19 protein-coding genes are annotated in these 23,710 nt (G+C 41.2%); 15 read left to right on the top strand and 4 right to left on the bottom strand.

Translation table 11 applies throughout. From position 1 onward, the window contains the following. Positions 1–32: 32 nt before the first annotated feature. Both G610_RS0116305 and G610_RS0116300 read right to left on the bottom strand, forming a co-directional pair. Positions 33–536: a hypothetical protein gene (locus G610_RS0116305; RefSeq protein WP_026525618.1), complete on the bottom strand. Its 504-nt coding sequence runs from the start codon at positions 534–536 to the stop codon at positions 33–35. 72 nt (positions 537–608) lie between these two features. Next, positions 609–1,331 (bottom strand): hypothetical protein, encoded by a 723-nt coding sequence (locus G610_RS0116300; protein ID WP_026525617.1) that lies wholly within the window; start codon positions 1,329–1,331, stop codon positions 609–611. A gap of 204 nt (positions 1,332–1,535) precedes the next feature. Between G610_RS0116300 and G610_RS0116295 the strand changes: the two genes are divergently transcribed. The 9 genes from G610_RS0116295 to G610_RS0116255 all read left to right on the top strand — a co-directional run bounded on the left by G610_RS0116295 (position 1,536) and on the right by G610_RS0116255 (position 10,127). Then, complete coding sequence (locus G610_RS0116295) at positions 1,536–2,186, top strand: L,D-transpeptidase (protein WP_026525616.1); 651 nt, start codon at positions 1,536–1,538, stop codon at positions 2,184–2,186. A gap of 198 nt (positions 2,187–2,384) precedes the next feature. Then, entirely contained in the window at positions 2,385–2,954 is a 570-nt protein-coding gene (locus G610_RS0116290; protein WP_026525615.1) for a hypothetical protein, read from the top strand. 287 nt (positions 2,955–3,241) lie between these two features. After that, entirely contained in the window at positions 3,242–4,600 is a 1,359-nt protein-coding gene (locus G610_RS0116285) for an MATE family efflux transporter (RefSeq protein ID WP_242829670.1), read from the top strand. 18 nt (positions 4,601–4,618) lie between these two features. Beyond that, on the top strand, positions 4,619–6,067 hold the full coding sequence (locus G610_RS0116280; RefSeq protein WP_026525613.1) for an MBOAT family O-acyltransferase: 1,449 nt from the start codon (positions 4,619–4,621) through the stop codon (positions 6,065–6,067). A 66-nt stretch (positions 6,068–6,133) separates the two neighbouring features. Beyond that, positions 6,134–7,213, top strand: a complete 1,080-nt coding sequence (locus tag G610_RS0116275; protein WP_026525612.1) for a hypothetical protein — start codon at positions 6,134–6,136, stop codon at positions 7,211–7,213. Between the two features lie 5 nt (positions 7,214–7,218). Beyond that, on the top strand, positions 7,219–8,391 hold the full coding sequence (locus tag G610_RS22435; protein ID WP_196809860.1) for an anti-sigma factor antagonist: 1,173 nt from the start codon (positions 7,219–7,221) through the stop codon (positions 8,389–8,391). A gap of 19 nt (positions 8,392–8,410) precedes the next feature. Beyond that, positions 8,411–9,286, top strand: a complete 876-nt coding sequence (locus G610_RS0116265; RefSeq protein WP_026495113.1) for a cation transporter — start codon at positions 8,411–8,413, stop codon at positions 9,284–9,286. Positions 9,287–9,394: 108 nt separating this feature from the next. Continuing rightward, on the top strand, positions 9,395–9,691 hold the full coding sequence (locus G610_RS0116260; protein ID WP_026525611.1) for an STAS domain-containing protein: 297 nt from the start codon (positions 9,395–9,397) through the stop codon (positions 9,689–9,691). Positions 9,692–9,719: 28 nt separating this feature from the next. After that, entirely contained in the window at positions 9,720–10,127 is a 408-nt protein-coding gene (locus G610_RS0116255) for an ATP-binding protein (RefSeq protein ID WP_026525610.1), read from the top strand. A gap of 50 nt (positions 10,128–10,177) precedes the next feature. Here G610_RS0116255 and G610_RS23735 read toward each other — a convergent pair whose 3' ends face one another. Continuing rightward, positions 10,178–10,309 carry a hypothetical protein gene (locus G610_RS23735; protein WP_256379790.1) on the bottom strand — a complete coding sequence of 44 codons (132 nt, stop codon included), beginning with the start codon at positions 10,307–10,309 and terminating at the stop codon, positions 10,178–10,180. A gap of 74 nt (positions 10,310–10,383) precedes the next feature. On the opposite strand from G610_RS23735, the gene G610_RS22430 reads away from it, so the two are divergent. Further along, complete coding sequence (locus tag G610_RS22430) at positions 10,384–12,159, top strand: PP2C family protein-serine/threonine phosphatase (RefSeq protein WP_051198067.1); 1,776 nt, start codon at positions 10,384–10,386, stop codon at positions 12,157–12,159. A gap of 67 nt (positions 12,160–12,226) precedes the next feature. On the opposite strand, the gene G610_RS21360 is transcribed toward G610_RS22430, so the two are convergent. Beyond that, positions 12,227–12,901, bottom strand: a complete 675-nt coding sequence (locus G610_RS21360) for a CatA-like O-acetyltransferase (protein WP_035797778.1) — start codon at positions 12,899–12,901, stop codon at positions 12,227–12,229. Positions 12,902–12,993: 92 nt separating this feature from the next. Here G610_RS21360 and G610_RS0116235 point away from each other — a divergent pair, with 92 nt between their 5' ends. The 5 genes from G610_RS0116235 to G610_RS0116210 all read left to right on the top strand — a co-directional run bounded on the left by G610_RS0116235 (position 12,994) and on the right by G610_RS0116210 (position 23,706). After that, positions 12,994–15,033 carry a hypothetical protein gene (locus G610_RS0116235; RefSeq protein WP_026525609.1) on the top strand — a complete coding sequence of 680 codons (2,040 nt, stop codon included), beginning with the start codon at positions 12,994–12,996 and terminating at the stop codon, positions 15,031–15,033. A 113-nt stretch (positions 15,034–15,146) separates the two neighbouring features. Then, entirely contained in the window at positions 15,147–17,618 is a 2,472-nt protein-coding gene (locus G610_RS0116230; RefSeq protein ID WP_026525608.1) for an MMPL family transporter, read from the top strand. Between the two features lies 1 nt (position 17,619). Then, a complete protein-coding gene (locus G610_RS0116225) occupies positions 17,620–21,642 on the top strand; it encodes a hypothetical protein (RefSeq protein ID WP_026525607.1) in 4,023 nt (1,340 codons plus the stop codon). A gap of 2 nt (positions 21,643–21,644) precedes the next feature. Continuing rightward, positions 21,645–22,592: a phosphatase PAP2 family protein gene (locus G610_RS0116220; RefSeq protein ID WP_026525606.1), complete on the top strand. Its 948-nt coding sequence runs from the start codon at positions 21,645–21,647 to the stop codon at positions 22,590–22,592. Positions 22,593–23,013: 421 nt separating this feature from the next. Continuing rightward, the gene (locus G610_RS0116210) at positions 23,014–23,706 is read left to right on the top strand and encodes an iron-sulfur cluster assembly scaffold protein (protein WP_026525605.1); all 693 of its coding nucleotides are present in this window, start codon (positions 23,014–23,016) and stop codon (positions 23,704–23,706) included. Positions 23,707–23,710 lie beyond the last annotated feature (4 nt).

Raw genomic sequence — 23,710 nt, 5'->3', positions numbered from 1 at the left:
GGGAGCCTTTTATATAGTCTCAAAACATTATCTTAAGGAGTGGCTTCTGGCTGACCACTGGGAATAGGCAGATCGTAGAGAACAGGATTACCGTAGGGATTATAAGTACTGGTGATACCTGCCGCCTCGTTGAATACATCTGCAAGAGCACGGCCGTCGTTTATATGAAGCTCATGACGGTACCAGCCCCCTGACATTTTTACGAATAAAAAGCCGTCATGCCTTGTGCTTGTTCGTCTTGTAAAAGCAACCTTGGCATCAAGATAAACAGCAAGGTCTGTTCCATCGTAAATATATGCTGCGGGAACATACCAACCATTATATTTTCTTGTAAAAACATGATTGTTGTAAGAAACAGTGGTATTACCGTCTGCGTCCGTACCTACCGTGACCTGAACTGAATTGTCATTTCCATCTACAGGCTCTAAGGTTGTAGCCTTTGCGCTAATTGGGAATAAAAAAATGATCATGGATAAAAAGAATGCAGCTATGGCATATTTGATCATCGAATTTATGCTGACTAAAGGTCTGTTCATATCTAAATCCCCCTTGAAGTTTAACTTGCGAAAAACTTATATAAATGTTTTTCGGCATAAAACAGGGTACTTTTAACCTCTTATGATAAATTCTCCAACAGGAGTATCCTTAAGTAATGCCTCAAGCTTTTCCCTTGCTTCATTTCTGGAATCTGCAACAATTTCTATACCAAAACCGTAAGTCTTCTTTTTCTCATAGCCATCTGCCTTTGCTGCGAATTCCTTCTGGATGATATCCAGAGAATGGCGCTGGCGCACCTCGACTATATCTTTGGCTGCAAAGGTGCGATACTTCTCGCTTTCTTCAGGAGTCTGAGCATACTTGTTTATAATGTTCATGGTGGATGCGATGCTCAGATAGTCCTCCGCCATATACTCTTCAAAGCTTTTCCAGTGAGGCATCTCCTCATAGGAATGGCCCATTCTGCTGTCCAGATAATCCTCAAGGGATATATCCTGTTCTTCAAGCCAGCTGAGGGCATACCACTTCCAGATATTTTCACGCATATCAAAAATCTCTTTTTCATTGATGGTCTGCATCCGTCTGAACAGATCATCAACGATAAGAGCTATGGACGCTTCGTTTGTGTTATTTATATTTATGACTTTTCCTGCGTAGGTTGCGCCTTCAGAAGCATTCTCAAGGCTTAACGAAAATGTAGAATCGTCGACTTTTGCCATCTGAATGGCATAGTCACCTAAGCGGGCAACACAAAGACTGCGTTCATTCAGTACATTGTCCCGCTGCTGCGTAAAGGTATGTATCATGAATTCCGGTTTGATGTAGGTAAACATGCTACTTCCAACCCTTCCTCACAGTTAATCACAATAATTATATCATATCCACTGTTTTCGCAAGGTATGACCATATCGATTTTAGAGAATATTAATTTTTCAATCATTATGGAAAAATAAAACATTTGTAAAAATATCGTAAAATAGTCTTTTCATATACGAGCTGATGATATAATTGTGGTTACACGAAGGGGGATTCTGGATATGAAGAAACTATTCTTTGTCTTTATTCCATGTTTTGTATTAACGCTCTGTTTTAGTCTTATATCAGTAAAAGCGGATGGCTTTGATGCTGATTACTATGCAAGAAAATATCCGGATGTGGTCCAGGCGCTGGGTAGTGATCCAGCAGTCCTCTACAATCATTATCAGAATTTCGGAGTTAAGGAAGGAAGATTCCAGAATCAGCAGGAAGAGATAGCAAGCTGTCAGGGACAGATTTCAAAAGGTGTGCCGGTGCAGCAACCGCAGTCTCAGCCCCAGAGCGGTGCAACGTATATAGATGTTGATCTTGCAGCCCAGATGGTAAATTATTTTGTAAATGGACAGGTAGTTCTTTCGTCTCCCTGCGTTACAGGAAATACCAGTCTTGGCCGCGGAACACCTGCAGGCAATTATGCGATTACCGCAGAGGTTCCGGGAAAATATCTCACAGGTCCCACATGGCATGTATGGGTAGACAGGTGGATGCCCTTTAATGGAAGCATAGGTCTTCATGATGCCACATGGCGCAGCAGCTTTGGTGGAGATATCTATCAGACAAACGGGTCCCACGGATGTGTGAATCTTCCTCATGATGCAGCAGTTGCACTTTACGATATGGCAAGTGTTGGAACCGCGGTAATTGTTCACTGAGGCATAGATTAGTAATAGTGAAGATCTTAGGAAACTAAAATAAATCAGATTACCCCAAGGTAGTTAAGAAATGCTACTTTGGGGTTCTTTTTTCTGTTATAATTGTTGCGTGATTTAGTAAATTGATAATTGTTTTTATATTTATAATGTTCGACATTTTTTTTATAGAGTTGACCGGTATTTGCGGGGGTAAACGTGATGAAACGAAATGTGAAAGGAATAGCTTTAGCTATGGGACTAATGGTATTTCTGGCATCGCTCTTTGGATGCGGTCTGCAAAAGCCTTCTGAAGATGAAGCAAAGGTTAAAGATGAACGACTTCAGAACATAGAGCTTGAATACTATGATCACAGAGCGGGATCCAGCACTATGATCGGCGGGGGCTCTTACGACACTGTAAGGGAAATTGACGATAGGTGGGTTATACAGAGTTTTAACTGTGAGGCTGCAGGGGAACCTATGACCGTTACCACCTATGCCGTTCTTGTTGATAAGCTGATAGCCTTTGATGAATTTATCAGGGAAAAGGATGTTGTTTCTTTGGAACAGCGAAGTGACAGCGACAATTTTATTACTGACTATTCGCCATGGCAGTATGCCATTTGTTTTAAGAAAACATCACCGGATGACGAGCGTCGTTCGATGTTTTATCTTGATGAATACAAAGAATATTCCGACGAAGACTATGCTCTTTTAGAGGAGCTTGATAAGAAATTTGAAGAAATGAAGGGCAGTATTTTAGGGGAAGAGACAAGAGAGAATTACTAAAAGGCTTTTAGCCACCAGGGGATTATGGGTATTGTATTCCTCATCATGGTCGGCGTCTTCGCAGACAGAGAGACAGGTATGATAGTTAAATAAACTTACATATTAGCTATGAACTAATTAAAACGGGGCTGCCAGGCGCGGCCCCGTTTTTACGTGGTCATGTTTTCATACATACAGATATTAAGGTTTACATGGTACAATATTTAATATAAAATCTTAATTCGGCTCAATCATTTTATGCTAAGCCATTCGTTATAAACATACATTTCATGAAAGACGAGGTAATAATGTCAGCTACAGAAAACAAGATGGGTGTCCTTCCCATTAAGAAACTTATAATCACTATGTCCCTGCCTATGATGGCATCCATGCTGGTGCAGGCTCTTTACAATGTTGTGGACAGCATCTTTGTTGCAAGAATTGATGAGGCGGCTCTTACTGCGGTAACTCTTGCGTTTCCGCTCCAGAACTTCATGATTGCTCTTGGTTCAGGTACAGGCGTAGGTATGAATGCACTGCTTTCGAGATCCCTTGGAGAAAAGAAATTCGACAGATCTGACGCAGCGGCAAACACAACTATACTTCTTACATTAATGAACTATCTCGTGTTCTTTATTATTGGTGTATTTTTCGTTGAACCCTTTATCCGTACTCAGACAAACGATCCGCTTATCATCGAGTATGCAGTTCAGTACCTTAGGATCATCTGCCTCTGCTCCGCAGGTATTTTCTTCCAGATGACCTTTGAGAGAATGCTTCAGTCAACGGGACGCACCGTTTTCAGTATGGCATCTCAGATGACAGGCGCAGTTATCAATATTATCTTTGATCCTATCATGATCTTTGGACTTTTCGGATTCCCCAGAATGGGAGTTGCAGGTGCGGCAGTTGCCACAGTTATGGGACAGATCGTTGCGGCATCTGTGGGACTTTTCTGTAACCTCAAAAAGAATCCTGATATTAGCATCAAGCCAAAGCTCATTTTCTCACCCAAAGCTGACATTGTTAAAGAGATATATTTTGTAGGTGTTCCTTCAATTCTTATGATGTCCATCGGTTCTATCATGACCTATGCAATGAACCTGATACTCATAGGATTCTCCACCACGGCAGCGGCTGTATTTGGCGTGTACTTTAAGCTTCAGAGCTTTTTCTTCATGCCGATATTTGGTCTGAACAACGGGCTTATTCCTGTTCTTGCCTATAACTATGGCGCAGGCTACAAAAAGAGAATTGAAGAGGCTCTCAGGTTTGCAATCACTCTTGCCCTTGGAATAATGTTAGTAGGTACACTTAGCTTCCAAATTTTTCCAAAGGTTCTCCTGGCACTGTTCAACGCTTCAGCAGAAATGGATGTAATCGGTGTTCCGGCCCTTAGGATAATAAGCCTTAGCTTCCCTCTTGCAGGCATTTGTATCGCCCTTGGTTCAGTATTCCAGGCTTTTTCAGAAAGTATTTATTCATTGATCGTCTCAGTGGGACGTCAGTTGGTGGTGCTTATTCCCGTGGCATGGCTTCTTTCACTTACAGGCAATGTTAACGCTGTATGGTGGGCATTCCCCATCGCAGAGATTGCATCCCTTGGGCTTTCTACTGTATTTTTTAAAAAGGTGTACGGCAAAAAGGTTGCACCTCTTGCAGATTAAAACACTACCGGAGGAAAAATGCATTTTCAGTTTTCAACACTGGCTTTTATCTTTATATTATTTGTGATTTTTCATATCTGTCCGAAAAAGCTTCGCAGCTATCTGCTGCTGGCAGGAAGCGTTCTGTTCATTTACTGGCAGGGACATGGCTTTTGCCTGTTCGTGCTTCTTGCTATGACGGCATTTACCTGGATTATGGGGCTTCTTATTTCGGATGCGGACAAAAATAAAGCACTTAAGATCATCGGAGGCATGGGAGTTGCTGCTCTTGCTCTGGTGCTTTTTGGATGGAAATATTTCCCTTTTCTTGGGGAATTATTCCACTCAGAAAAGCTCTCAGGTATCTTTAAATATGCAGCGCCTATAGGTCTCTCTTTTTATACCTTCCAGGCTATCAGCTATCTCGCAGACATCACTATGGGTAAGAGAAAAGCTCAGAAGAATCCATTTACGTTTGCTCTTTACATGGCATGGTTCCCTAAGTGGATAAGCGGCCCTATAGAAAGAGAGCAGCCCTTTAGTGAGCAGATAGATAACTGCGAAAAGGCAAAGATATTTGATAAGGAAAGAGCACTGAAAGCTCTTACATATCTTACCTGGGGACTTTTCATGAAAATGGTTCTTGCAGACAGAATCGGCGGCGTTGTGGATATCGTCTTCGAGGACCCTGCAAGCTACGGTGCTGTGACGCTGATTTTTACTTCAATTCTCTATACCATGCAGATTTACTGTGACTTTGCAGGATACACCAACATAATGATGGGTATCTCAGTAATGTTTGGTATAGATATCACACAGAATTTCAAGACCCCTTACCTTACAGAGAATATCGTAGAGTTCTGGAGAAGCTGGCATATTTCTCTCAGCAATTTCCTTAAGGACTATGTGTATATTACTCTTGGAGGAAACAGGAAAGGTGCTGTTCGTAAGATATTCAATGTCATGATGGTATTCTTCGTAAGCGGTATCTGGCATGGTGTGGGAGTGACCTTTATAATCTGGGGACTTCTTCACGGCGTGTTCAATGTTCTTGCAGGTTACCTTAGAAAATCATCTGCCGCATTCCTTGTAAAAGGTATGAGCGGAAGAATTGTGAATTTCCTTCTGGTGTCCTTTGCATGGATTTTCTTCCGTGCAAGCAGCATGGAGAATGCAACGGCATTTGTAAAGGGAATGCTTCCCTTTGCCAATCCTGCAGCGCTGACAGAAGGGCTGAAATTTAAAGAAGAGCTTCTTCTTGGAATGGGAAGCTTTGAGTGGTGGCTTCTTGCTATCTGCATGATGGCACTTATTGTTATGGATGTGATCGCTTACAGGAAAGACACCATCCCGCCTGAAGTGATCCGTCTTGACTTTGGCCTTATAAAAAGAGCAGTGTTCTTTACTGTATTTATCATCGTGATACTTATTTTTGGAAAATACGGATCCGGCGAAGAGATAAGAAGCTTCGTATATATGCAGTTCTGATCCAGACGTGCAGCTGACCGGCTGCAATAATGAAAAAACAATCAAAAACGGCAAAAAAGGATAAAAATGAGATCATTTATTGCTACAATTATTAGTATAATAGTTATAATAACTGCCATATCTGTGTCCGATACTATATTAAAGGAGCGTTCGGAGGCAGGTATCATTCAGGGAAGCGCATTGTATCATCAGCCTGAGGATACAATTGATGTTGCCATGATAGGTTCAAGCCATGTTCACTGCGGAATCAATACAGCATGTCTGTTCAATGATTACGGCATAACGGCCTATGACTATTCATCAGCTGAACAGCCCCTGTGGTGCTCATATTATTACATAAAGGAGTTTTGCAAAAATCAAAACCCCAAGGTAATAGTCCTTGATTTTTTCACTCCTGCAATTTATCAGGATGATTATGAAGATAAGTATTACTTCATGGATGACACCCTTTATGGCATGAAGTTTTCCATGAACAAGCTCAGGATGATGAATGTGGCGCTTGATGGTAATCTTGAACTTATTGATAAATATTTCCCTGCGTATTTCGGATATCATGACAGATACTCGCAGCTAAAAGCAGAGGATGTAAAGGAAGCCTTTGAGTTCGATTATGAGGCCTTCAAGGGATATAGCCCAAGATTCCACAATCAGTCCTTCCAAAGTCCTGTTTTGCGACTTGATGAAGTGAAGGCACCATCTGATAAATCCGTGGAATACCTGAATAAGATAATCGAATACACCGGGGGAAAGGGCATACAGCTCTATATAACAAGTATTCCCTATGCCATAAATGACGGCAATGAAGTTATGGAGAACGAAGAGGATCTCAGATATAACTGGCTTGAAAAATACGTTCTTGAACTTCAGGCAAAGGGCGTAAGTCACGTTTATTACGATTACACATTCAAGCATCCGGAGGATTTCGGAATTGACTATGAAGGTGGCTCGGATTTTTCTGACGGAAGCTCTCATTTGAATTATTATGGAAGTACAAAATATACCAAGTTTCTTGGACAGGATTTAAGAAGACTCTATGGTGAAGAATTACTCCCTGATCATAGAGGCGATGAGCGATACGCAAGTTATGACAGACATGTTCTTTTTGTTAAAAAGCAGGTAGAAGATGAAGGCTGGGAATGGAGGTAAAGCTTATGGCTACTGACAGACTGGTTTTAAAACTCGAAGGCAGGATTGATTCAGGTAATGCTCACGAGTGGGAGGAGAAGCTTATCCCACTCCTTAAAAACAGTGGAGGCAGGAGGACTGTTTTTGATGCATCAGATCTGGAGTACATATCCAGTGCGGGACTTCGCGTCCTTATGAAAATCCGCAAGTTAATTGATGATGAGCTGACTATCATTGAGGTTTCACCTGATGTCTACAGCATTTTTGAGACTACAGGTTTTACTGAGATTATAGATATTAAGAAAAAATACAGAGTAATTTCATTAGACGGCTGTGAGCAGATCGGCAAGGGCTTCTATGGCACCGTCTATCGTATTGATCAGGATACAATTGTCAAAATGTATGATTCTCCTGATGCTATTCCCATGATTGAAAATGAAAAGAAGATGGCAAAGATGGCTTTCGTAAAGGGTATTCCCACAGCCATTTCCTTTGACATAGTTAAGTCGGAAGACGGACGCTACGGTTCAGTCTTTGAACTTTTAAAATCAAAAAGCTTCAACGACATTATCATTGAAGAACCACAGAGGCTTGATGAGATAGAAAAAAAGCTGGCAGAGCTGGCAAAGGTAGTACATGGAACCCTGATGGAGCCCGGGATCTTGCCGCTTGCCAAAAACACATTCCTTCGCTATATGGACCAGATAGAAGAACATCTTGATAAGGAAACTGCCGATAAGTGCCGCGCCATGATAGAAGAGATGCCTGATGATATGCACGTTATTCATGGTGATTATCACATGAAAAATGTGATGATCTCAGATGATGAACCAATGCTTATCGATATGGATACCCTCTCAACAGGGCAGGCGATATTTGACCTTCAGGGACTTTTCGTATGTTATTGTGCCTATGCGGAAGATGAGCCCGGCAATTCAGAGGAATTCCTTGGCATAACACAGGATACGGCAGATCATATCTGGGAGCATACCATAAGATATTATTTTGAAGGCGTAAGTGATGATAAGCTTTCCGTGATCTTTGATAAGATAAAGCTTCTTGGATATATTCGATTTCTTGGACAGATTGTAGCCGGCATTTCTAATAAAAAGGAGCTTACAGCCATCAGAATAGAACATACCGCAGCACATATTAAGGAGCTGGCGGCTAAATATGATGACTTTGATCTTGCACTGTGAATTCACCTGGGAGGGGAAGATGAGTAAAGACGTATTTTTAAGGCAGCATAAGTTGGCACTACTTCTTGTTCTGTGGCGCATCCCCGGAGTTATTACATCATTTCTCGCAGCTATAGCCAGTAATTCCATGATTGTCTGGATGGAGTTTATTGAAAATGTAAGCATTGTAGCTCCGGGAATTCTTCTGCTGATCATTTCAGCGAAGCTGATGAAAAATCTAAAATTCATGTTCAATTACGGAATAGGGAAAATCGAGGCGATAACTGCCCAGACCTGTGAAATCTTTGATCTTGCAGGTCTTGGATGTGTGCTTTTATTTGCTGTTCGCAAACTGATCTATCCCGGAGGGGAGAGGAATCTTGAGCTGGCTCTTATTATCAGTGCCGTCGGACTTCTCATAGACCTTTTTATTTTGTATAGAGAAAAGCTGTTAACGGAAAAGGACCACAGCCGTATAGTTCATACTGCTTTCCTTAGTGCCAAAAAAGAATTCGTATTTGACTTTATCACAATCTTTACGCTCATTATCGGAATAATTTTCCATAATACCAAGTGGATAGTTTATTTTTCACCCATTGTATGTATCATACTGATAGTTCCTTTTTCTATTGAAATCGGGCATCACCTGAGCAGCGCTGTGCAAGAACTTATAGACCTTACTCTGGATGAAGAAAGCCAGCTTTTAATAATAAAAGTTCTCAATGAGTTCTATGATTCCTATGAGCTTTTGGGAGATATAAAGAGCAGGGTCAACGGCAGTTATAAAAATATCGATATTTCATTACAGTTTCATCCCGATATGACCTATAAAGAAATAAGAGATATATCAACAAAAATCAAAAAGCGGATAGATGAAGAGATAGGAAAATGCAATGTAAATATTAACATTATCTAAATTCCGTTTTAAAACGAACTAATGTGATGTAAAATTATATATAGGCTTTTGTTTTTCTGAGGAAAAACAGAATTCTATGATTATTTTTCATTGAGAGGAGAGGACAAAATGACAATAAATAAGGACGTAAATGGAAAGGCATTAACTATCTCACTTGAAGGAAGACTTGATACTACTACAGCACCCGGCCTCGAAGAAGAGATCAATGGTTCTCTTGAGAATATCGAGGAGCTCACATTTGATTTTGCAAAGCTTGAATACATTTCTTCCGCAGGACTTCGCGTTCTTCTGTCTGCTCAGAAAAAGATGAACAAACAGGGTAAGATGGTTGTAAAGAATGTAAGTGAAGAAGTCAGCGAGATTTTCGAAGTAACCGGTTTTTCAGATATCCTTACTATCGAATGATTATAATGAAAGATATGGAAAAGGACATATGAAAAAATTAGAGATAGAAGCTGATGTTAATCAACTTAATGATGTTATGGCTTTTATAGAGGAAACCCTCGATGAAGCAGGAGCAGCCCCTAAGACTGCTATGCAGGTAAATCTTGCAGTAGAGGAGATATTTGTTAATATCGCCCACTATGCTTATGCTCCGGGGAAGGGCAATGCTGCTATTCTGGTGGATGTAGATAAGGAAGCCGGTGAATTATCTGTTCAATTCAGAGACACCGGTGTGCCTTATAATCCTCTCGAGAAGGAGGACCCCGATCTTACGATTCCTGTTGCGGAGAGACAGATCGGAGGTCTTGGTATTTTTATGACCAAGAAGGTCATGGATGATGTAATTTACGAGCATAAGGATGGGCAAAATATCCTGACTTTGAAGAAGAAATTATAATTATCTGTCCAAAATGTGGAAAATTCGATTTATGCGAGTATAATCAAATATTACTTGTTATAATCTGTATGAAAAACCATTACTGTGTCTATAATTGATCCCACTATAGGAAAACATACGGGAATAACAGCAGATGCTGCGAATGCTGCCATTGTAAGAGGCGGTGTTCGAATGCTGTCCAAAAAGAAACACCTGCAGCTAATGGAGAATCTTCGAACTGACAGCACTAATAGTTATGACCGGAGGCCAATAATTAATGTTTTCAAAAAATGGAAAATGTAAAGTCAACATAACAGTTTTTGGTGAGATAGCGATTATTTTCATAATCGGAACTATCCTTATCAGCGTATTGTCAGGCATTGCATTTTTCAGCAATTCCAGAGCAAATATACTCTCACAGAAGCTGAAGCAGACAGACGATATCCTCGATGACTTTGTGCCATATTTAGAGAGATACAAATCCTTCTACTATCTGTGCGAGTATATGCTGGATAATGCAGATACTCTGGATATCGAGTACGACAAAAATGAAAAGACCAATGAAAAGCATAAGGAACTGGTATACAGGCATCCCGGAATGGTGCTTACCGAGGTGACGGAAGAAGAGTTTAAGGAACTTCCTCCGGAAGATCAAAGGCTCTTTGCAGAGGTGGTATATAACAGATTTCAGATGAGAGCTAATGATATTATAAGGGCTTATGATGTCAGCTACATTTATCTTGCTATTGCAAATGATAACTATGATAACGCTGTGTTTATTTTCAGTGGTTCAGACGGCAAGGCTCCAAGAGGAAACAAGTACGGCGATGCCTATATAATTGGAACACCTGCCACTATCAATGAAGATCAGAAGCAGGCTCTTCTGGATGCCAAAAACGATGAGTATAAGCTTGCAAATTCCACGGGCTTTATTGACAGATATGAGTTCCTTGACAAGATTAAAAACGGTGAGTTGTTCGCAGGTATATCTCTCACCTATTCGGATGTAAGGCAGGAGATAATAGAAAGTGCCATCAGAGGTACAGGAAGCGTCATAACGTTCATGATATTTTTCTCCATAATATGTCTCGTATTTGTTCATTTCTGGATTTCAAATCCCATCAGGGAAGTTCAGAAAAGTGTAGAGGCTTATGAAGAAAACAAGGACAGCGCCGAAATAGAAAGACGCCTTTCGGGATTTGACATGGTGAACGAGTTTGGTGCACTGTCCAGAAGCTTTACTCAGATGGCAAAGGCTATAGATGAATATATCGATGAAGTTCAGACCATCACTAAAGAGAAGGAGAGGATCGGTGCGGAGCTTAGCGTTGCCTCCAGAATTCAGGAGGATATGCTTCCAAGGATATTCCCGCCGTTCCCTGAACGCAAAGAATTTGATGTTTATGCCAGTATGAAGCCTGCAAAAGAAGTCGGCGGTGATTTCTATGATTTCTTCCTTATTGATGATGAACACATAGCACTTGTCATGGCAGATGTATCCGGCAAGGGTGTACCTGCTGCGCTTTTCATGGTGATAGCAAAGACACTTATAAAGACAAGGGCTTTGGCAGGCGGAACGCCTTCTCAGATACTTTATGATGTGAACAATCAGCTGACTGAAGGCAATGATGCGGATTTCTTTGTTACAGTATGGCTTGCAATTTTAAATGTCAGAACAGGCAAAGGACTTGCCTCCAACGCGGGTCATGAACATCCCATAATCAGAAGAAGTGGCGGGAAATTTGCGCCTGTGATCTATAAACACTCCATGCCCATTGGAATGCTTGAAAACATTAAGTTTGAGGAGCATGAATTTGAGATGAGCAAAGGGGATACCTTGTTCGTTTACACAGACGGTGTTGCGGAGGCTACAAATGTATCCAAGGAGCTTTTTGGAATAGAGAGAACAACAGATGCCCTGAATAAGTGCAAAGTAGACGAGCCAAAAGAAATCATCAATACCGTAATAAATGAAATAAAAGACTTTGTAGGAAGTGCAGAGCAGTTCGACGATATCACTATGCTCACATTCTGCTATAGAGGTGATAATTAATTACAAAACCCACGCTGTTTTTTGCGTGGGTTTTTCTTTTCTGATACATATAAATAAGTATAAGAGATTAGAAACTTAGCATTGCGGTAAGCTCCGCATCCAGATTATCTAAGACTTTAGACATATGAAAACCGTCCACCAAAGCGTGATGGGCCATAATGGTGAAGGGTATGGTAACAACCTCATATTCGGTTACCTGGCCATCCACAAGGGCAAGCTTCTTCTCGGTTTTATACTTTCCCCAACCGAGATTGGGAATTGAAAAATCCCTTGACGTAATCGGAAGATTGGCCTGGGTATAGTAAAACCAAGGGGTGCTGGTAGTAAAAAGCAGACTTTCCGGATCACCCTCCTCGGCCAGATGTTTGGCATGAAGTGATTTTTCATGACGAATCTTACTTTCTTCAAGATACACATCAAAAGGTTGATTGGTATTAACCATACAGAACCTGTAGGTCTCATCGGGAAGCGCCACGGTGTATGAAGGGTTACAGTAATCATACTCAATGATTCCTTTATCTTTAATCCTTCTTCGGAATTCGGGAACACTGTTAGCAGCTCTTGCAGCTGCATAGACAAAGCTTAAGTGAAATGGATATCCCTTTTCCTTGATATGGCGAAGCCACTTGGTGATATCTACTTCAAAGGTACCTGTGATATGCGGGTATTCACATGCAAGAAAGCGCTGGAAATGCTCTTTTCTAGGATAGGAATCAAGATCAATAGTTTTATAGTTGTTCATAGCAGACCCTCTCAAAAGAAATTATTTTTAGAAATTATACCATAACGGGTGAGGAAATATCGAGGCCTGAAGCTTATGAATGGAGGTAAAAGATGGCTCTTAAAATTGAGAATTTGAAAGAAATCATTGATAACATTAAACTTGGTGCAGATGCGTTTCATGGATCAGAGTGTGGCAAAGTTTACCAGGAGGCCTATTCAAAGCTTTTTCCAATCTATGATGCTAACTGGATCGAGTTTAAATCTAAAGAGCTCACCGATAAGGATGTCCGTGATTTAGGTATAGATGAAATACTTAGGGATTTTAATGGAAAACTTGACGCTGCGGCTGAGAAGGATGAGATTTATGCCGGATCCATTTATGATTCAATAAATGAGACTACCAAGAATAGCATCAATGAGTTCTGGACCGGAGAGGTGATAACTCACAGGGCGAAGTTTGGCACTCTTAATGGAATTGCAGCAAATCTGGTCATTTATCCAACTCGTGAAGGTGCTGATTTAGAGCTTAATGATGCGGAAAAAAAGACAATGGAACCTAATGGTGACAAAAACTGCGTCGACTATCACACTGCAACAAGAAAGAATGAGATCAAAAAACAAAATACTTCACCTGAAGTATATGATGAGATAGCAAAAAAATATAATTTGCCCGGTATCCTTAGTGCTGAACAAAAGTACAGAAAAACCATGCATTTGTTTAACAGACAGATGGCTCTTGGAAAGGTTCCGGATAATTTTGAGAATCAGTACAGAGAAATTCTGCTAAAGAACATAAGCGACTATAAAGCTGAAATTGAAAAAAGTCAGAATGTACCCTTTGAGGAAAAGGATTTAGCATTAACCGGAGGAAGTAGGAATTATTTCGATCAGATTTTTCATGGAGCAAATGATAGGGGATTTCTGTCTGCCCGTGATGAACTGACTCCGAATGAAAAGTATTTAAAGGCAGGACTGCCTTTATCAGGAATGGATGAATTTCTCGCATATAATGCCAATGTGAACAGTGTGGGAAGCTTTATTGATAGTATAAAGAAAAATACTGTCGGTGCAGAGTCTTTTGTCAAAGCTTATGATGAACTTCAGAAGTCTTTGGATAGACTCAATAACGGTGTTTTTGATACTGAGGAGAAAAGACGGGAATTTTACTCCGACATCATTGGTAAGCATGATGCCATGGTGACAGCATATCAGGAATGCAAGGGTAAGGTAAAGGGCAAGGAAAATGTGACTGAGGCGATGGCCAATGTCGGTTTAAGCTCATTTACCGGTGTTGAAAACACAATAAACAAATATAACACAACGCTTAGACCATATCTGGAAAAACCGGGCTATGCAACAGTTAAGGCCCACAAAGACGCAGGTGAAAAGAGATATGAAGCGTTTAAAGATGAGATGAAACGTATACATGATGAGCTTAAACGCCGTAAGGACAGCCTTGAAAGTACTTATAAGAATCGCAAAAGAGAAGATAATTCTGTAGAGTATAATGCAATGAAGGATGCCCTTGATGAAGCAGTAGCTGCAACGGATTTAAACAATAAAAATGGTTATACTCCTAAGGAGGCCATAGATAAGATTAATGAACTTAATTTGGCAGCTAAGGCTTATAGGAATAAAGATAATCTGTTTCGTGGCTGGAGCTATGGAAATGGTCATACGAGACTTACTAATTCCAGACAGATTGCAGATTTTACTGATAACTGTGGTATCGAGAGACTCATTAATTATGCCGACGAAGGAATGATGATGGGTAAGTATCAGGTAATTGGTGACCAGATAAAGGAACGTGAGAGAGACATAAATAATCGCGGGATGAAGTTTAATGAGTCCTATGCACCAAAGCCTGTGCCGAAAAATATTGTAAATGATCAGCCACAGAATAATATCATCAACGAGCCCGTTCAGAACCCTGCTCCCAAAAAAGAAGAGAAAATAGAAAAGGCTGAACCTGCAAGGAAAAGAGCTGTTTCTGTTACAAATATGAAAGACCTTCAGGATAAGCTTGCTCCCAAGAAGGAAAAGGATACCGTCAAGAAACATTCTGAAATTGTAGAGCAGAAGAAGGTAATGGAAAACGGAAACGAAGTAGCAAAAGAAGGAAAACGACAAAGAAGTAATAGCTTTGGTTAATTGTAAAATGGTAGTATAATAATATATGTGAGAGCCCTTTTCTCATTGGAAAGGGCTCTTAAACAATATATATAGTCATAATAATCATTTAAAGTTTTTGAGGGGGAACTAAAATGAAGAATGGCGGAGGTGGACTGGGCGTTAAGATATGCTCATTCATCGTAGACAAGAGGAATCTTTTTTTCCTTATCTATGCGATTTTGTGCATTTTTTCCGTGATAGCAAGGGGATGGGTAGGCGTAGAAAATGATCTTGCATTTTACCTGCCTTCTGACAGTGAGACCAGAAGGGGCCTCGATCTCATGGAAGAACAGTTTGTCACCTATGGCAGTGTAAAAGTAATGGTGGCGAATATCTCTTATGAGCAGGGGCTTAAGATTCAGAAAGATATCGAAGCTATCGACGGAGTCTTTTCCTGCGATTTTGATGATAAAAGTGCCCATTACAATAATGGTTCTGCGCTGTTTAGCATCACCTTTGATTATGATGAAAAAGAAGAACAGTGCCTTGTTTTATTGGATCAGGTAAAAGAGTATTTTTCCGGATATGATTCATATATATCCACTACCTTAGGCGATATTCAGGCTGAGCTTATCGACAAGGAAATGAATGTCATATCCGTGCTTGTAGTCATTATAGTTGTGGTAGTACTTGTTCTGACATCCCAGGCTTATGCTGAGGTTCCGGTGCTGCTCCTTACCTTTGGCTCTGCAGCCCTTGTGCAGATGGGCACCAATTTCCTTTTTGGTACTATCTCATTCGTATCCAATTCAGTCACAATAGTGCTTCAGCTGGCACTTTCAGTTGACTATGCAGTCATTTTCCTAAACAGATATAAAGAAGAAAAGGCAAAGCGTGATAATCGTGAAGCCTGTATCGTGGCTTTATCAAAAGCTATTCCCGAGATCACCGGCAGCTCGCTTACCACAATGGGCGGCCTTATTGCCATGCTGTTCATGCAGTTTGGAATAGGTAAGGATCTTGGTATGGTTCTAATAAAGGCTATCATACTTAGCCTTTTGTCAGTATTCCTTTTAATGCCCGGCATCATTATGCTTTTTGCGGGGCTTATGGAGAAAACCCAGCACAAAAACTTTATTCCTGAAATTCCCTTTGTAGGTAAATTTGCATATCTTACAAGGTATCTTATTGCGCCTGCATTCCTGGTGCTGATCATTTTCGCTCAGAAAATATCGTCAGGTACTCCCTATGTGTATGGCTACAGCCAGATAACACCACCCATTATCAACGATGTGCAGATAGCTGAAAACATGCAGAAGGAAACCTTTACGGCGGATAACATGATGGCATTGGTTTTCCCTGCAGGAGACTATGATAAGGAAAAAGCGCTCATTAGTGAGCTTGAGGAAAATAAGAACGTAACCTCCGTTACAGGTCTTGCCAATACCGAGGCTCTTGGGGGCTACACCCTTACCGATAAATTAACTCCAAGACAGTTCTCGGAGCTTTTGAATATCGACTATGAGATGGCAGAGCTTGTTTATGCTGCCTATGCTCTGAATGATTCTGATTATGCCAAGGTTGTAAACGGGCTTGTTAACTACAGAGTGCCCCTTATAGACATGTTCCTGTATGTATATCAGGAGGTAAATGAGGGCTATGTGACCTTAAGTGATGAGCTTATGGACAAGCTAAGTGATGCGAACAGAATGATGAACTTTGGCAAAAAGCAGCTTCAGGGTGAAGAATATTCAAGAATACTTGTTTATACAAGTCTTCCCCAGGAGTCCGATGAGACCTTTGCTTTTATATCTGAGCTCCATGATATTACGGAAAAATATTATGACGAAGACAAAATCTATGTTGTCGGAGAATCTGTAAGTCAGCTTGATCTTAAAAAATGCTTTGCAAGAGACAATACTGTTACCAGTGTAATTTCGATACTTGCAGTTCTTGTGGTCCTTCTTTTTACCTTTAAATCCGCTGGAATGCCGGTTCTTCTTATTGCAGTTATTCAGGGATGTATCTGGATCAATTTCTCGATTCCTGCTTTGCAGCATGATAACCTGTTTTTCCTTGGCTATCTGATCGTAAGTTCCATTCAGATGGGTGCCAATATCGATTATGCAATTGTTATTGCAGGCAGATATACAGAGCTTAGAGGTACAAGAGGTAAGAGAGAAGCCATCATTGAGACAATGAATGTGTCCTTCCCTACGATCATTACCTCCGGAACAATGCTTGCAGTTGCAGGTATGCTCATCGGTAACATGACATCTGACTGTGCTATTTACGGCATAGGAAAATGTCTTGGAAGAGGTACAATAATCTCTATTTTTGTAACTATGTTCGTTCTTCCCCAGATCCTTCTTGTGGGAGATAAGATCATTGAGCTTACTGCTTTTGTTATGAATAAACCTATGCAGACAAGGCAGCTCTCAGGAATTATGCGAATTGACGGCTTTGTAAGGGGCAAAATAGACGGTAACGTAACAGGTGTTGTAAACGCAGTGGTTCGCGGAAATGTCAGCGCCTTCGTTGATAATGCTGAAGTGACCATGCTTGATGAAAATGAGATAAACGATGCCAATGACAGCGAAGCATCAGGACAGGAGGGCATGTGATATGAAAAAGAGAATTGTTGCAGCCCTACTTGCGATCACCATTATGAGTGCTTCTCCCATCGCTGTTTTTGCTGAAACAGTCGAAAATCAGGAAGAATTAGATACAGAAAACTCCAAAGAAAATCAGGATGAATCAGAAAGTTCTGAAGAAAATCAGGAAGCTGCCGGTGATGATAAGGGCGAAGCTATAGAAAACCTCTACACCACAGGTACTCAGGAGGATGCCGAGAATAATGTCGAGGATGTTGATCAGGATATCAGAGAAGAGATTCAGGCGCTGATACCTGAGACCATCGAGGAGATCAGCATTGGAAGTGCAGAAGAATTACTTGATTTTGCTTCAAAATGCGCCCTTGATACCTGGTCTGTAAATAAGAAGGTTATTCTGACAGATGATATAAGTTTTGGCGGCAAAGAGTTTAGCGGCATTCCAACCTTTGGCGGTATTTTTGACGGGCAGGGACACAGCATATCCGGTGTGCAGATTACAAGCGGCCTGTCCTATGCGGGACTTTTTGTCCATGTTCAGAAGACAGGTGTCATCAGGAACCTGAATTTTATCGGCTCTGTGATCCCGGAAGGAAATACAACGATCATTGGAGGAATAGCAGGAGATAATAGCGGAAATATAAGCAATTGTTCCTTTAACGGAGTAGTTAAAGGAAATGACTATATAGGCGGCGTTGCAGGTATCAATGAGCTTACAGGTAAAATCGATCACTGCACCGGCGATGGCTATATAAGCGGCGTCCATTTTACAGGCGGAATAGCAGGATTAAATGAAGGAGACATTGAGAACTGTACAAACAAAGCCTTTGTAAATACCACCAATACCGACACTGAGATCACAATCGATTCCTTTGAGAAGCTGACAAGCTTTATCAACCTGATCAAAGACGGCATTGGCCATGAGAGAGATGTTGCAAAGGAGAGCGTCACTGTCTATGACACAGGCGGAATAGCAGGACAATCCATAGGAATCATCTCCCGCTGCATCAATGACGGAGAGATAGGCTATGACCATGTGGGCTACAACGTGGGAGGTATTGCAGGAAGACAGTCGGGCTATCTTTTGAAATGTTCCAACAACGGACTCATCAAAGGAAGAAAAGATATAGGCGGAATCGTCGGTCAGGCCGAGCCTTACATAACAGTTGACTTAAGCTCTGATATTGCAGCTCAGCTTCAGGAGTCTGTATCAAAGCTCCATGACTGTGTCACCACTACTTTGCAGGATGCCAAGTCACAGTCTAATACAATATCCGAAAGACTTGCCGTAATACAGAAATTCACTGCAGGTGCAGTGGAGGATACCAGATACATTGCTGCAGGTGTTGTTGATTTTGCAAATGGTGTATCCGCAGGTGCAACAGAAGCCTTTTCAAGAGTTGACTATGTGCTTGAAGAAACATCAAGACAGGACGGAACCTTTGATAAGGTCAGCGAAGGCATGGAAGAAATAGGCGAATCCTCGATGGATATAGCTGACGTAGGCGATGATGTAGATATTGAAATGTATATCGAGAATGAGGATGAGCTCAGGCAGTACACCGAGGCAAAAGAAATTCTTGAATCCGCAACGGCCCAGTACACAGAGCTAAGGAAAAGATCCCAAAGGGTTTTCTACAACCTTGCTATTGCAAACAACAAAGCCCTTTTTGATACGGCAGCGGATGTTCAATATCGCTATGCCAATGATTCGGTAGAAACAGATTTTGGTTCCTGGAGTGAAAGTGACATCGGAACAGGACTTAATTCTGACATGGACGGTTTCTGGGAACATTCGGATGGAAGAGCATTTCCTCAGGATAAAAATGAGGAGGACAGCAATCTCCATAAGATGGCACAGGTCAAGGCAGACGCTGATGGAATCAGATATGCAACTGATAACTATGTCAATCCCATAACCGGTGAGAAGGGCAATTATGCTGATGACATAGCAACTGCAACAGCGACGATTCTTGGCATCTATGAAAAACATTTGCCTGAGATGACAGATGATGTGAGAAGCGATGCCCAGAGTGCCATGAATAACTTAGACGAAGCTACGGATGCCTTTGCATCAGCCAGCGATCAGACAAAAGACATTCTTGCTGAGGTGGCCGGAAGAGGTTCTATAGGCTTCCCTCAGTTTTCTCCGGAATATAAAGCCAGAACCGCAAGCCTTGCAGATAATATGCAGGGGATGAACGACAACTTCGGATTATTGAACAGTGAAGTCAATAACGCAACCGGTGTACTGGTGGACGACCTCCAGGATATCAATGATCAGTTCACAAATATTCTGGGGCTTTATACAGATGCCATAGACGGAGTTTTAGAAAAAGATTACACGGAAGTATATACTGATACATCCTACGAAGCAGTAAATGATACAACTGATGCCACAATAGATTCCTGCCTGAATTACGGAGAATGCAAGGGAGATATAAGTGTTTCCGGAATAGCAGGGACCATGGCAATAGATTATGACTTTGATCAGGAGGGCGTAATAACCGGCCTTAAGAACAATTCGATTCTGGCTTCATATATCACAAGATGTGTTCTTAGGGGCAATAAGAATTACGGTGACATTACATCTCTTAAGAATAATGCAGGCGGTGTCTGCGGACTTCAGGAGATGGGTACCATCTATAATTGCGGAAGCTTTTCAAAGGTGGCATCAACCTCAGGAGAATATGTAGGCGGAGTTGCAGGCTCATCCCTTTCACACATAGTAAAGTCCTATGCAAGAGGCGAGCTGGACGGAGATAACTATGTAGGCGGAATCGCCGGAAATGCCATGCATTTGCAGGAATGCCTTAGCATAGTAACTGTTGGCGAAGCCAAAAACTGGTATGGAGCTATCGCAGGTCATGTAGATGATAAGGGTGAAGTCAGGGATAACTTTTTTGTAAGTGATGACCTTGCAGGAATTGACAGAGTAAGCTATTCCCTTAAGGCGGAGCCTGTAAACTACAAAGTCGCCATGGGAATCAAGGATATTCCCTATGAGTTTGAGACTCTTAATATCAATTTCATTTTAGAGGATGAGGACCTTGAGGATGGCAGCAAAAAGGTAGGGCAGATCGTTAAAAAGTATGGCGAATCCATTTCGCTCCCTGAGTATCCCAAGGTGGATGAAAAGGAAGGCTTCTATGTAACCTGGGATATCGACGGAGTAGAGAGAATTGTAAATGATATCACTATAACCGCCAGGTATAACCGCTACAGGACAACCATAGCCCAGGATAGCGAAACCGAAGGCTTCTATCAGTCAGAACTTTTGGTAGATGGCATGTTCAAGGATAACGAGAAGCTATCTGTGGAGAGAACCGTTACCTACGATCCATACTTAGATTCATCCGAGGAAGAGCATTACTATGAGACTCTGAAGGTGAAAATTCCCTATGATGGCTCCGATGTCCATCAGATCAGATTTAAACCACTGTACGAATATGCACAGGTAGCCGATCTATTACCTGTAGATGCTTTGAAGGAATTTGATCTATATCTTCTTGATGGAGATAAGAGCACGCTTCTTGAGAAAAAAGGCCAGATGGGTGGCTATTCTCTTTATGAGGTTAAGGGTAATGAATTTGTTCTTGCCATGGGAGCAGCCAATATAGATAAGGTCTCCATCTGGTTTACCAGAATACTGGGCGGCATTATCATAGCTTTGGTGGTTCTTATAATACTGATCATCATTGTAATCTGGAGAAACAAAGGTAAACTTCCCAAGTTCCTCGGCGGAGTCAAGACCAAAGTCTCCAAGAAGATTGAGAGTAAAGAGCAGATTTTCTATGACGATTCTCAGGATGATGAACTTAAAAAAGAGCTGGAGGAATACAAGGAGAAGTTTCTTAAGAAGATAGATAATAAGGAGGAAAAGACAGAAGAAAAGACAGAGGATAAGGCAGTAGTTGAGGAGACACTTTCTGAAAACAAGGAAGAGAACGAGGTAGTTGAGGAAACACCTTCTGAAAGTAATGATGAAGTAAAAGAGGATTCGGAAGAATCCGATAATAAAGAAAGCGAGGAGTAAAAATGGAATTTGATATTCAATACTTGTTATTATTACAGAATTTGAGAAATGCTACCGGCGGTATTTTTGATGAGTTTTTTAATGCCATATCAAAATTCGCTGTGGATGTTTTACCATTTCTGCCCTTTGTGGTCTTTTGGGGAGTAGATAAAGCATGGGGATATTTTTTCCTGACTACGCATTGGTTCAGCGAACTTGTTAACGGCGTCATCAAGCTGACGGTTTGTGCCTATCGTCCCTGGATCCGCTCTGAACTTATTGAGCCTGCAGGGGACTCCAAGGTTGCGGCAACAGGTTATTCTTTCCCGAGTGGACATACAAAGTCCGCAACAACACTTTATGGCGATGTCTTTGTATGGCAAAAGGATAAGCGCAAATGGCTTGCAATTACCAGCGCCGTACTTATCGTCCTGACAGGATTTTCAAGGAATTTCCTTGGGGTTCATACACCTCAGGATGTAATTGTAGCAGCCCTTGAATCAATACTTATAATCTTCATTGTGTACAAAGTGGCTAAGAGAGTTGAAGGCGATGAGAAAACCTTAGACATTCTCACACTGCTTGGTGTTGTTTTTGTTGTGGCAGCCCTTATATATATTCAGGTAAAACCTTACCCCATGGACTATGATGCAGCGGGAGCGCTTCTCGTTGATCCGTCCAAGATGATGAATGACTGCTTCAAGGCAGCAGGAGCTTTCCTTGGATTCCTGATAGGAAGCTATGTGGACAGACATTATATTCACTACGAGATTCCTGTTGGCGCCAAGAACCTTCCAATGCTGGTTTGCGTCGGTGTTGCCATAACATTTGGATGGAAAGAGTATTTTGGACCTGCCACCGTTGGAGCTGCCTTTGGCGGACATTGGGGCAACTTTATCGCAAGGCTCATAATGCTTCTGTTTGCCATGATCTGCTGGCCTTTGGTAATTCAAAAGGAGGCAAAAAATTAAAAAAAATTTAATAAATTATTTTCTTGTTGGACATCTGATGGACAAGACATTTTATACTTATTTTAGAAATTGATTTTCTTGTGAGAAATAATTGTCAAATTAGATCTGGGGGGATAGTGATTATGACAATGGAAAGACTTGAAAACTTCGTACTGCTTTTAATGGTAGTAGGAATGATCGGAATGCTTTATGTAATCTTTTGATTCATACATAATGTTTCGATTGAGGGATTCACGGCAGCCTTAAATGGCTGCCGTTTTTCATGTTTTTTGAAAAAAGGGAAAATTAATCAATATTTTATAACCTACAATCTCAAAATCCTTGATAATATCTGCAATTTTTAGTAAAATCCTTGTGTAGTGCGTAGTAATGGATAAAAATTTATCATTCTATAGTAAACACTAACAATAAGGAGGTACTTATGATTTACTCAACAGAGGTAAAAAATATGTGTCCCGTAACACAAGGGGTACATCATGGTGCTGCTCCCATTCCTGAAGAAGCAAAATGGGTTCAGTCCAAAGAGATTAAGGACATTTCCGGTTATACACATGGTATTGGCTGGTGTGCTCCTCAGCAGGGTGGCTGTAAGCTTTCCCTTAATGTTAAGGATGGAATCATCCAGGAGGCACTTGTAGAGACTATCGGATGTTCCGGTATGACTCATTCAGCAGCTATGGCAGCTGAAATTCTTCCCGGTCTTACAGTTCTTGAAGCGCTCAATACAGACCTTGTATGTGACGCTATCAACACAGCTATGAGAGAGCTGTTCCTTCAGATTGTATATGGTAGAACACAGTCTGCATTCTCAGAGGATGGACTTCAGATTGGTGCCGGTCTTGAGGACCTTGGTAAGGGATCACGTTCAATGGTTGGTACTACATATGGAACACTTGATAAGGGACCTCGTTATCTTGAGCTTACAGATGGTTACATCACAGACCTTGCTCTTGATGAGAACGACGAGATCATCGGATACAAGTATGTTAACTTCGGAAAGATGATGGACTTCATCAAGGCCGGCGACGATGCTAACACAGCTATGGAAAAGGCTAAGGGTCAGTATGGTCGTGTTGCTGATGCAGCTAGATTCATCGATCCCAGAAAACAGTGATATA

This window comes from Butyrivibrio sp. MB2005 (assembly GCF_000424285.1).
In the GTDB taxonomy this organism is placed as follows: Bacteria; Bacillota; Clostridia; order Lachnospirales; family Lachnospiraceae; genus Butyrivibrio.
This window is presented reverse-complemented; position numbering and strand designations above follow the sequence as displayed.

Coding starts and splice junctions, on each gene's coding strand:
- G610_RS0116260 (WP_026525611.1), top strand. CDS start 9,395: ATGACAATAAATAAGGACGTAAATGGAAAGGCATTAACTATCTCACTT.
- G610_RS0116225 (WP_026525607.1), top strand. CDS start 17,620: ATGAAAAAGAGAATTGTTGCAGCCCTACTTGCGATCACCATTATGAGT.
- G610_RS0116210 (WP_026525605.1), top strand. CDS start 23,014: ATGATTTACTCAACAGAGGTAAAAAATATGTGTCCCGTAACACAAGGG.
- G610_RS0116280 (WP_026525613.1), top strand. CDS start 4,619: ATGCATTTTCAGTTTTCAACACTGGCTTTTATCTTTATATTATTTGTG.
- G610_RS22435 (WP_196809860.1), top strand. CDS start 7,219: ATGGCTACTGACAGACTGGTTTTAAAACTCGAAGGCAGGATTGATTCA.
- G610_RS0116220 (WP_026525606.1), top strand. CDS start 21,645: ATGGAATTTGATATTCAATACTTGTTATTATTACAGAATTTGAGAAAT.
- G610_RS0116300 (WP_026525617.1), bottom strand. CDS start 1,331: ATGTTTACCTACATCAAACCGGAATTCATGATACATACCTTTACGCAG.
- G610_RS0116235 (WP_026525609.1), top strand. CDS start 12,994: ATGGCTCTTAAAATTGAGAATTTGAAAGAAATCATTGATAACATTAAA.
- G610_RS0116275 (WP_026525612.1), top strand. CDS start 6,134: ATGAGATCATTTATTGCTACAATTATTAGTATAATAGTTATAATAACT.
- G610_RS0116255 (WP_026525610.1), top strand. CDS start 9,720: ATGAAAAAATTAGAGATAGAAGCTGATGTTAATCAACTTAATGATGTT.
- G610_RS0116305 (WP_026525618.1), bottom strand. CDS start 536: ATGAACAGACCTTTAGTCAGCATAAATTCGATGATCAAATATGCCATA.
- G610_RS0116265 (WP_026495113.1), top strand. CDS start 8,411: ATGAGTAAAGACGTATTTTTAAGGCAGCATAAGTTGGCACTACTTCTT.
- G610_RS0116290 (WP_026525615.1), top strand. CDS start 2,385: ATGAAACGAAATGTGAAAGGAATAGCTTTAGCTATGGGACTAATGGTA.
- G610_RS21360 (WP_035797778.1), bottom strand. CDS start 12,901: ATGAACAACTATAAAACTATTGATCTTGATTCCTATCCTAGAAAAGAG.
- G610_RS0116285 (WP_242829670.1), top strand. CDS start 3,242: ATGTCAGCTACAGAAAACAAGATGGGTGTCCTTCCCATTAAGAAACTT.
- G610_RS22430 (WP_051198067.1), top strand. CDS start 10,384: ATGTTTTCAAAAAATGGAAAATGTAAAGTCAACATAACAGTTTTTGGT.
- G610_RS0116295 (WP_026525616.1), top strand. CDS start 1,536: ATGAAGAAACTATTCTTTGTCTTTATTCCATGTTTTGTATTAACGCTC.
- G610_RS0116230 (WP_026525608.1), top strand. CDS start 15,147: ATGAAGAATGGCGGAGGTGGACTGGGCGTTAAGATATGCTCATTCATC.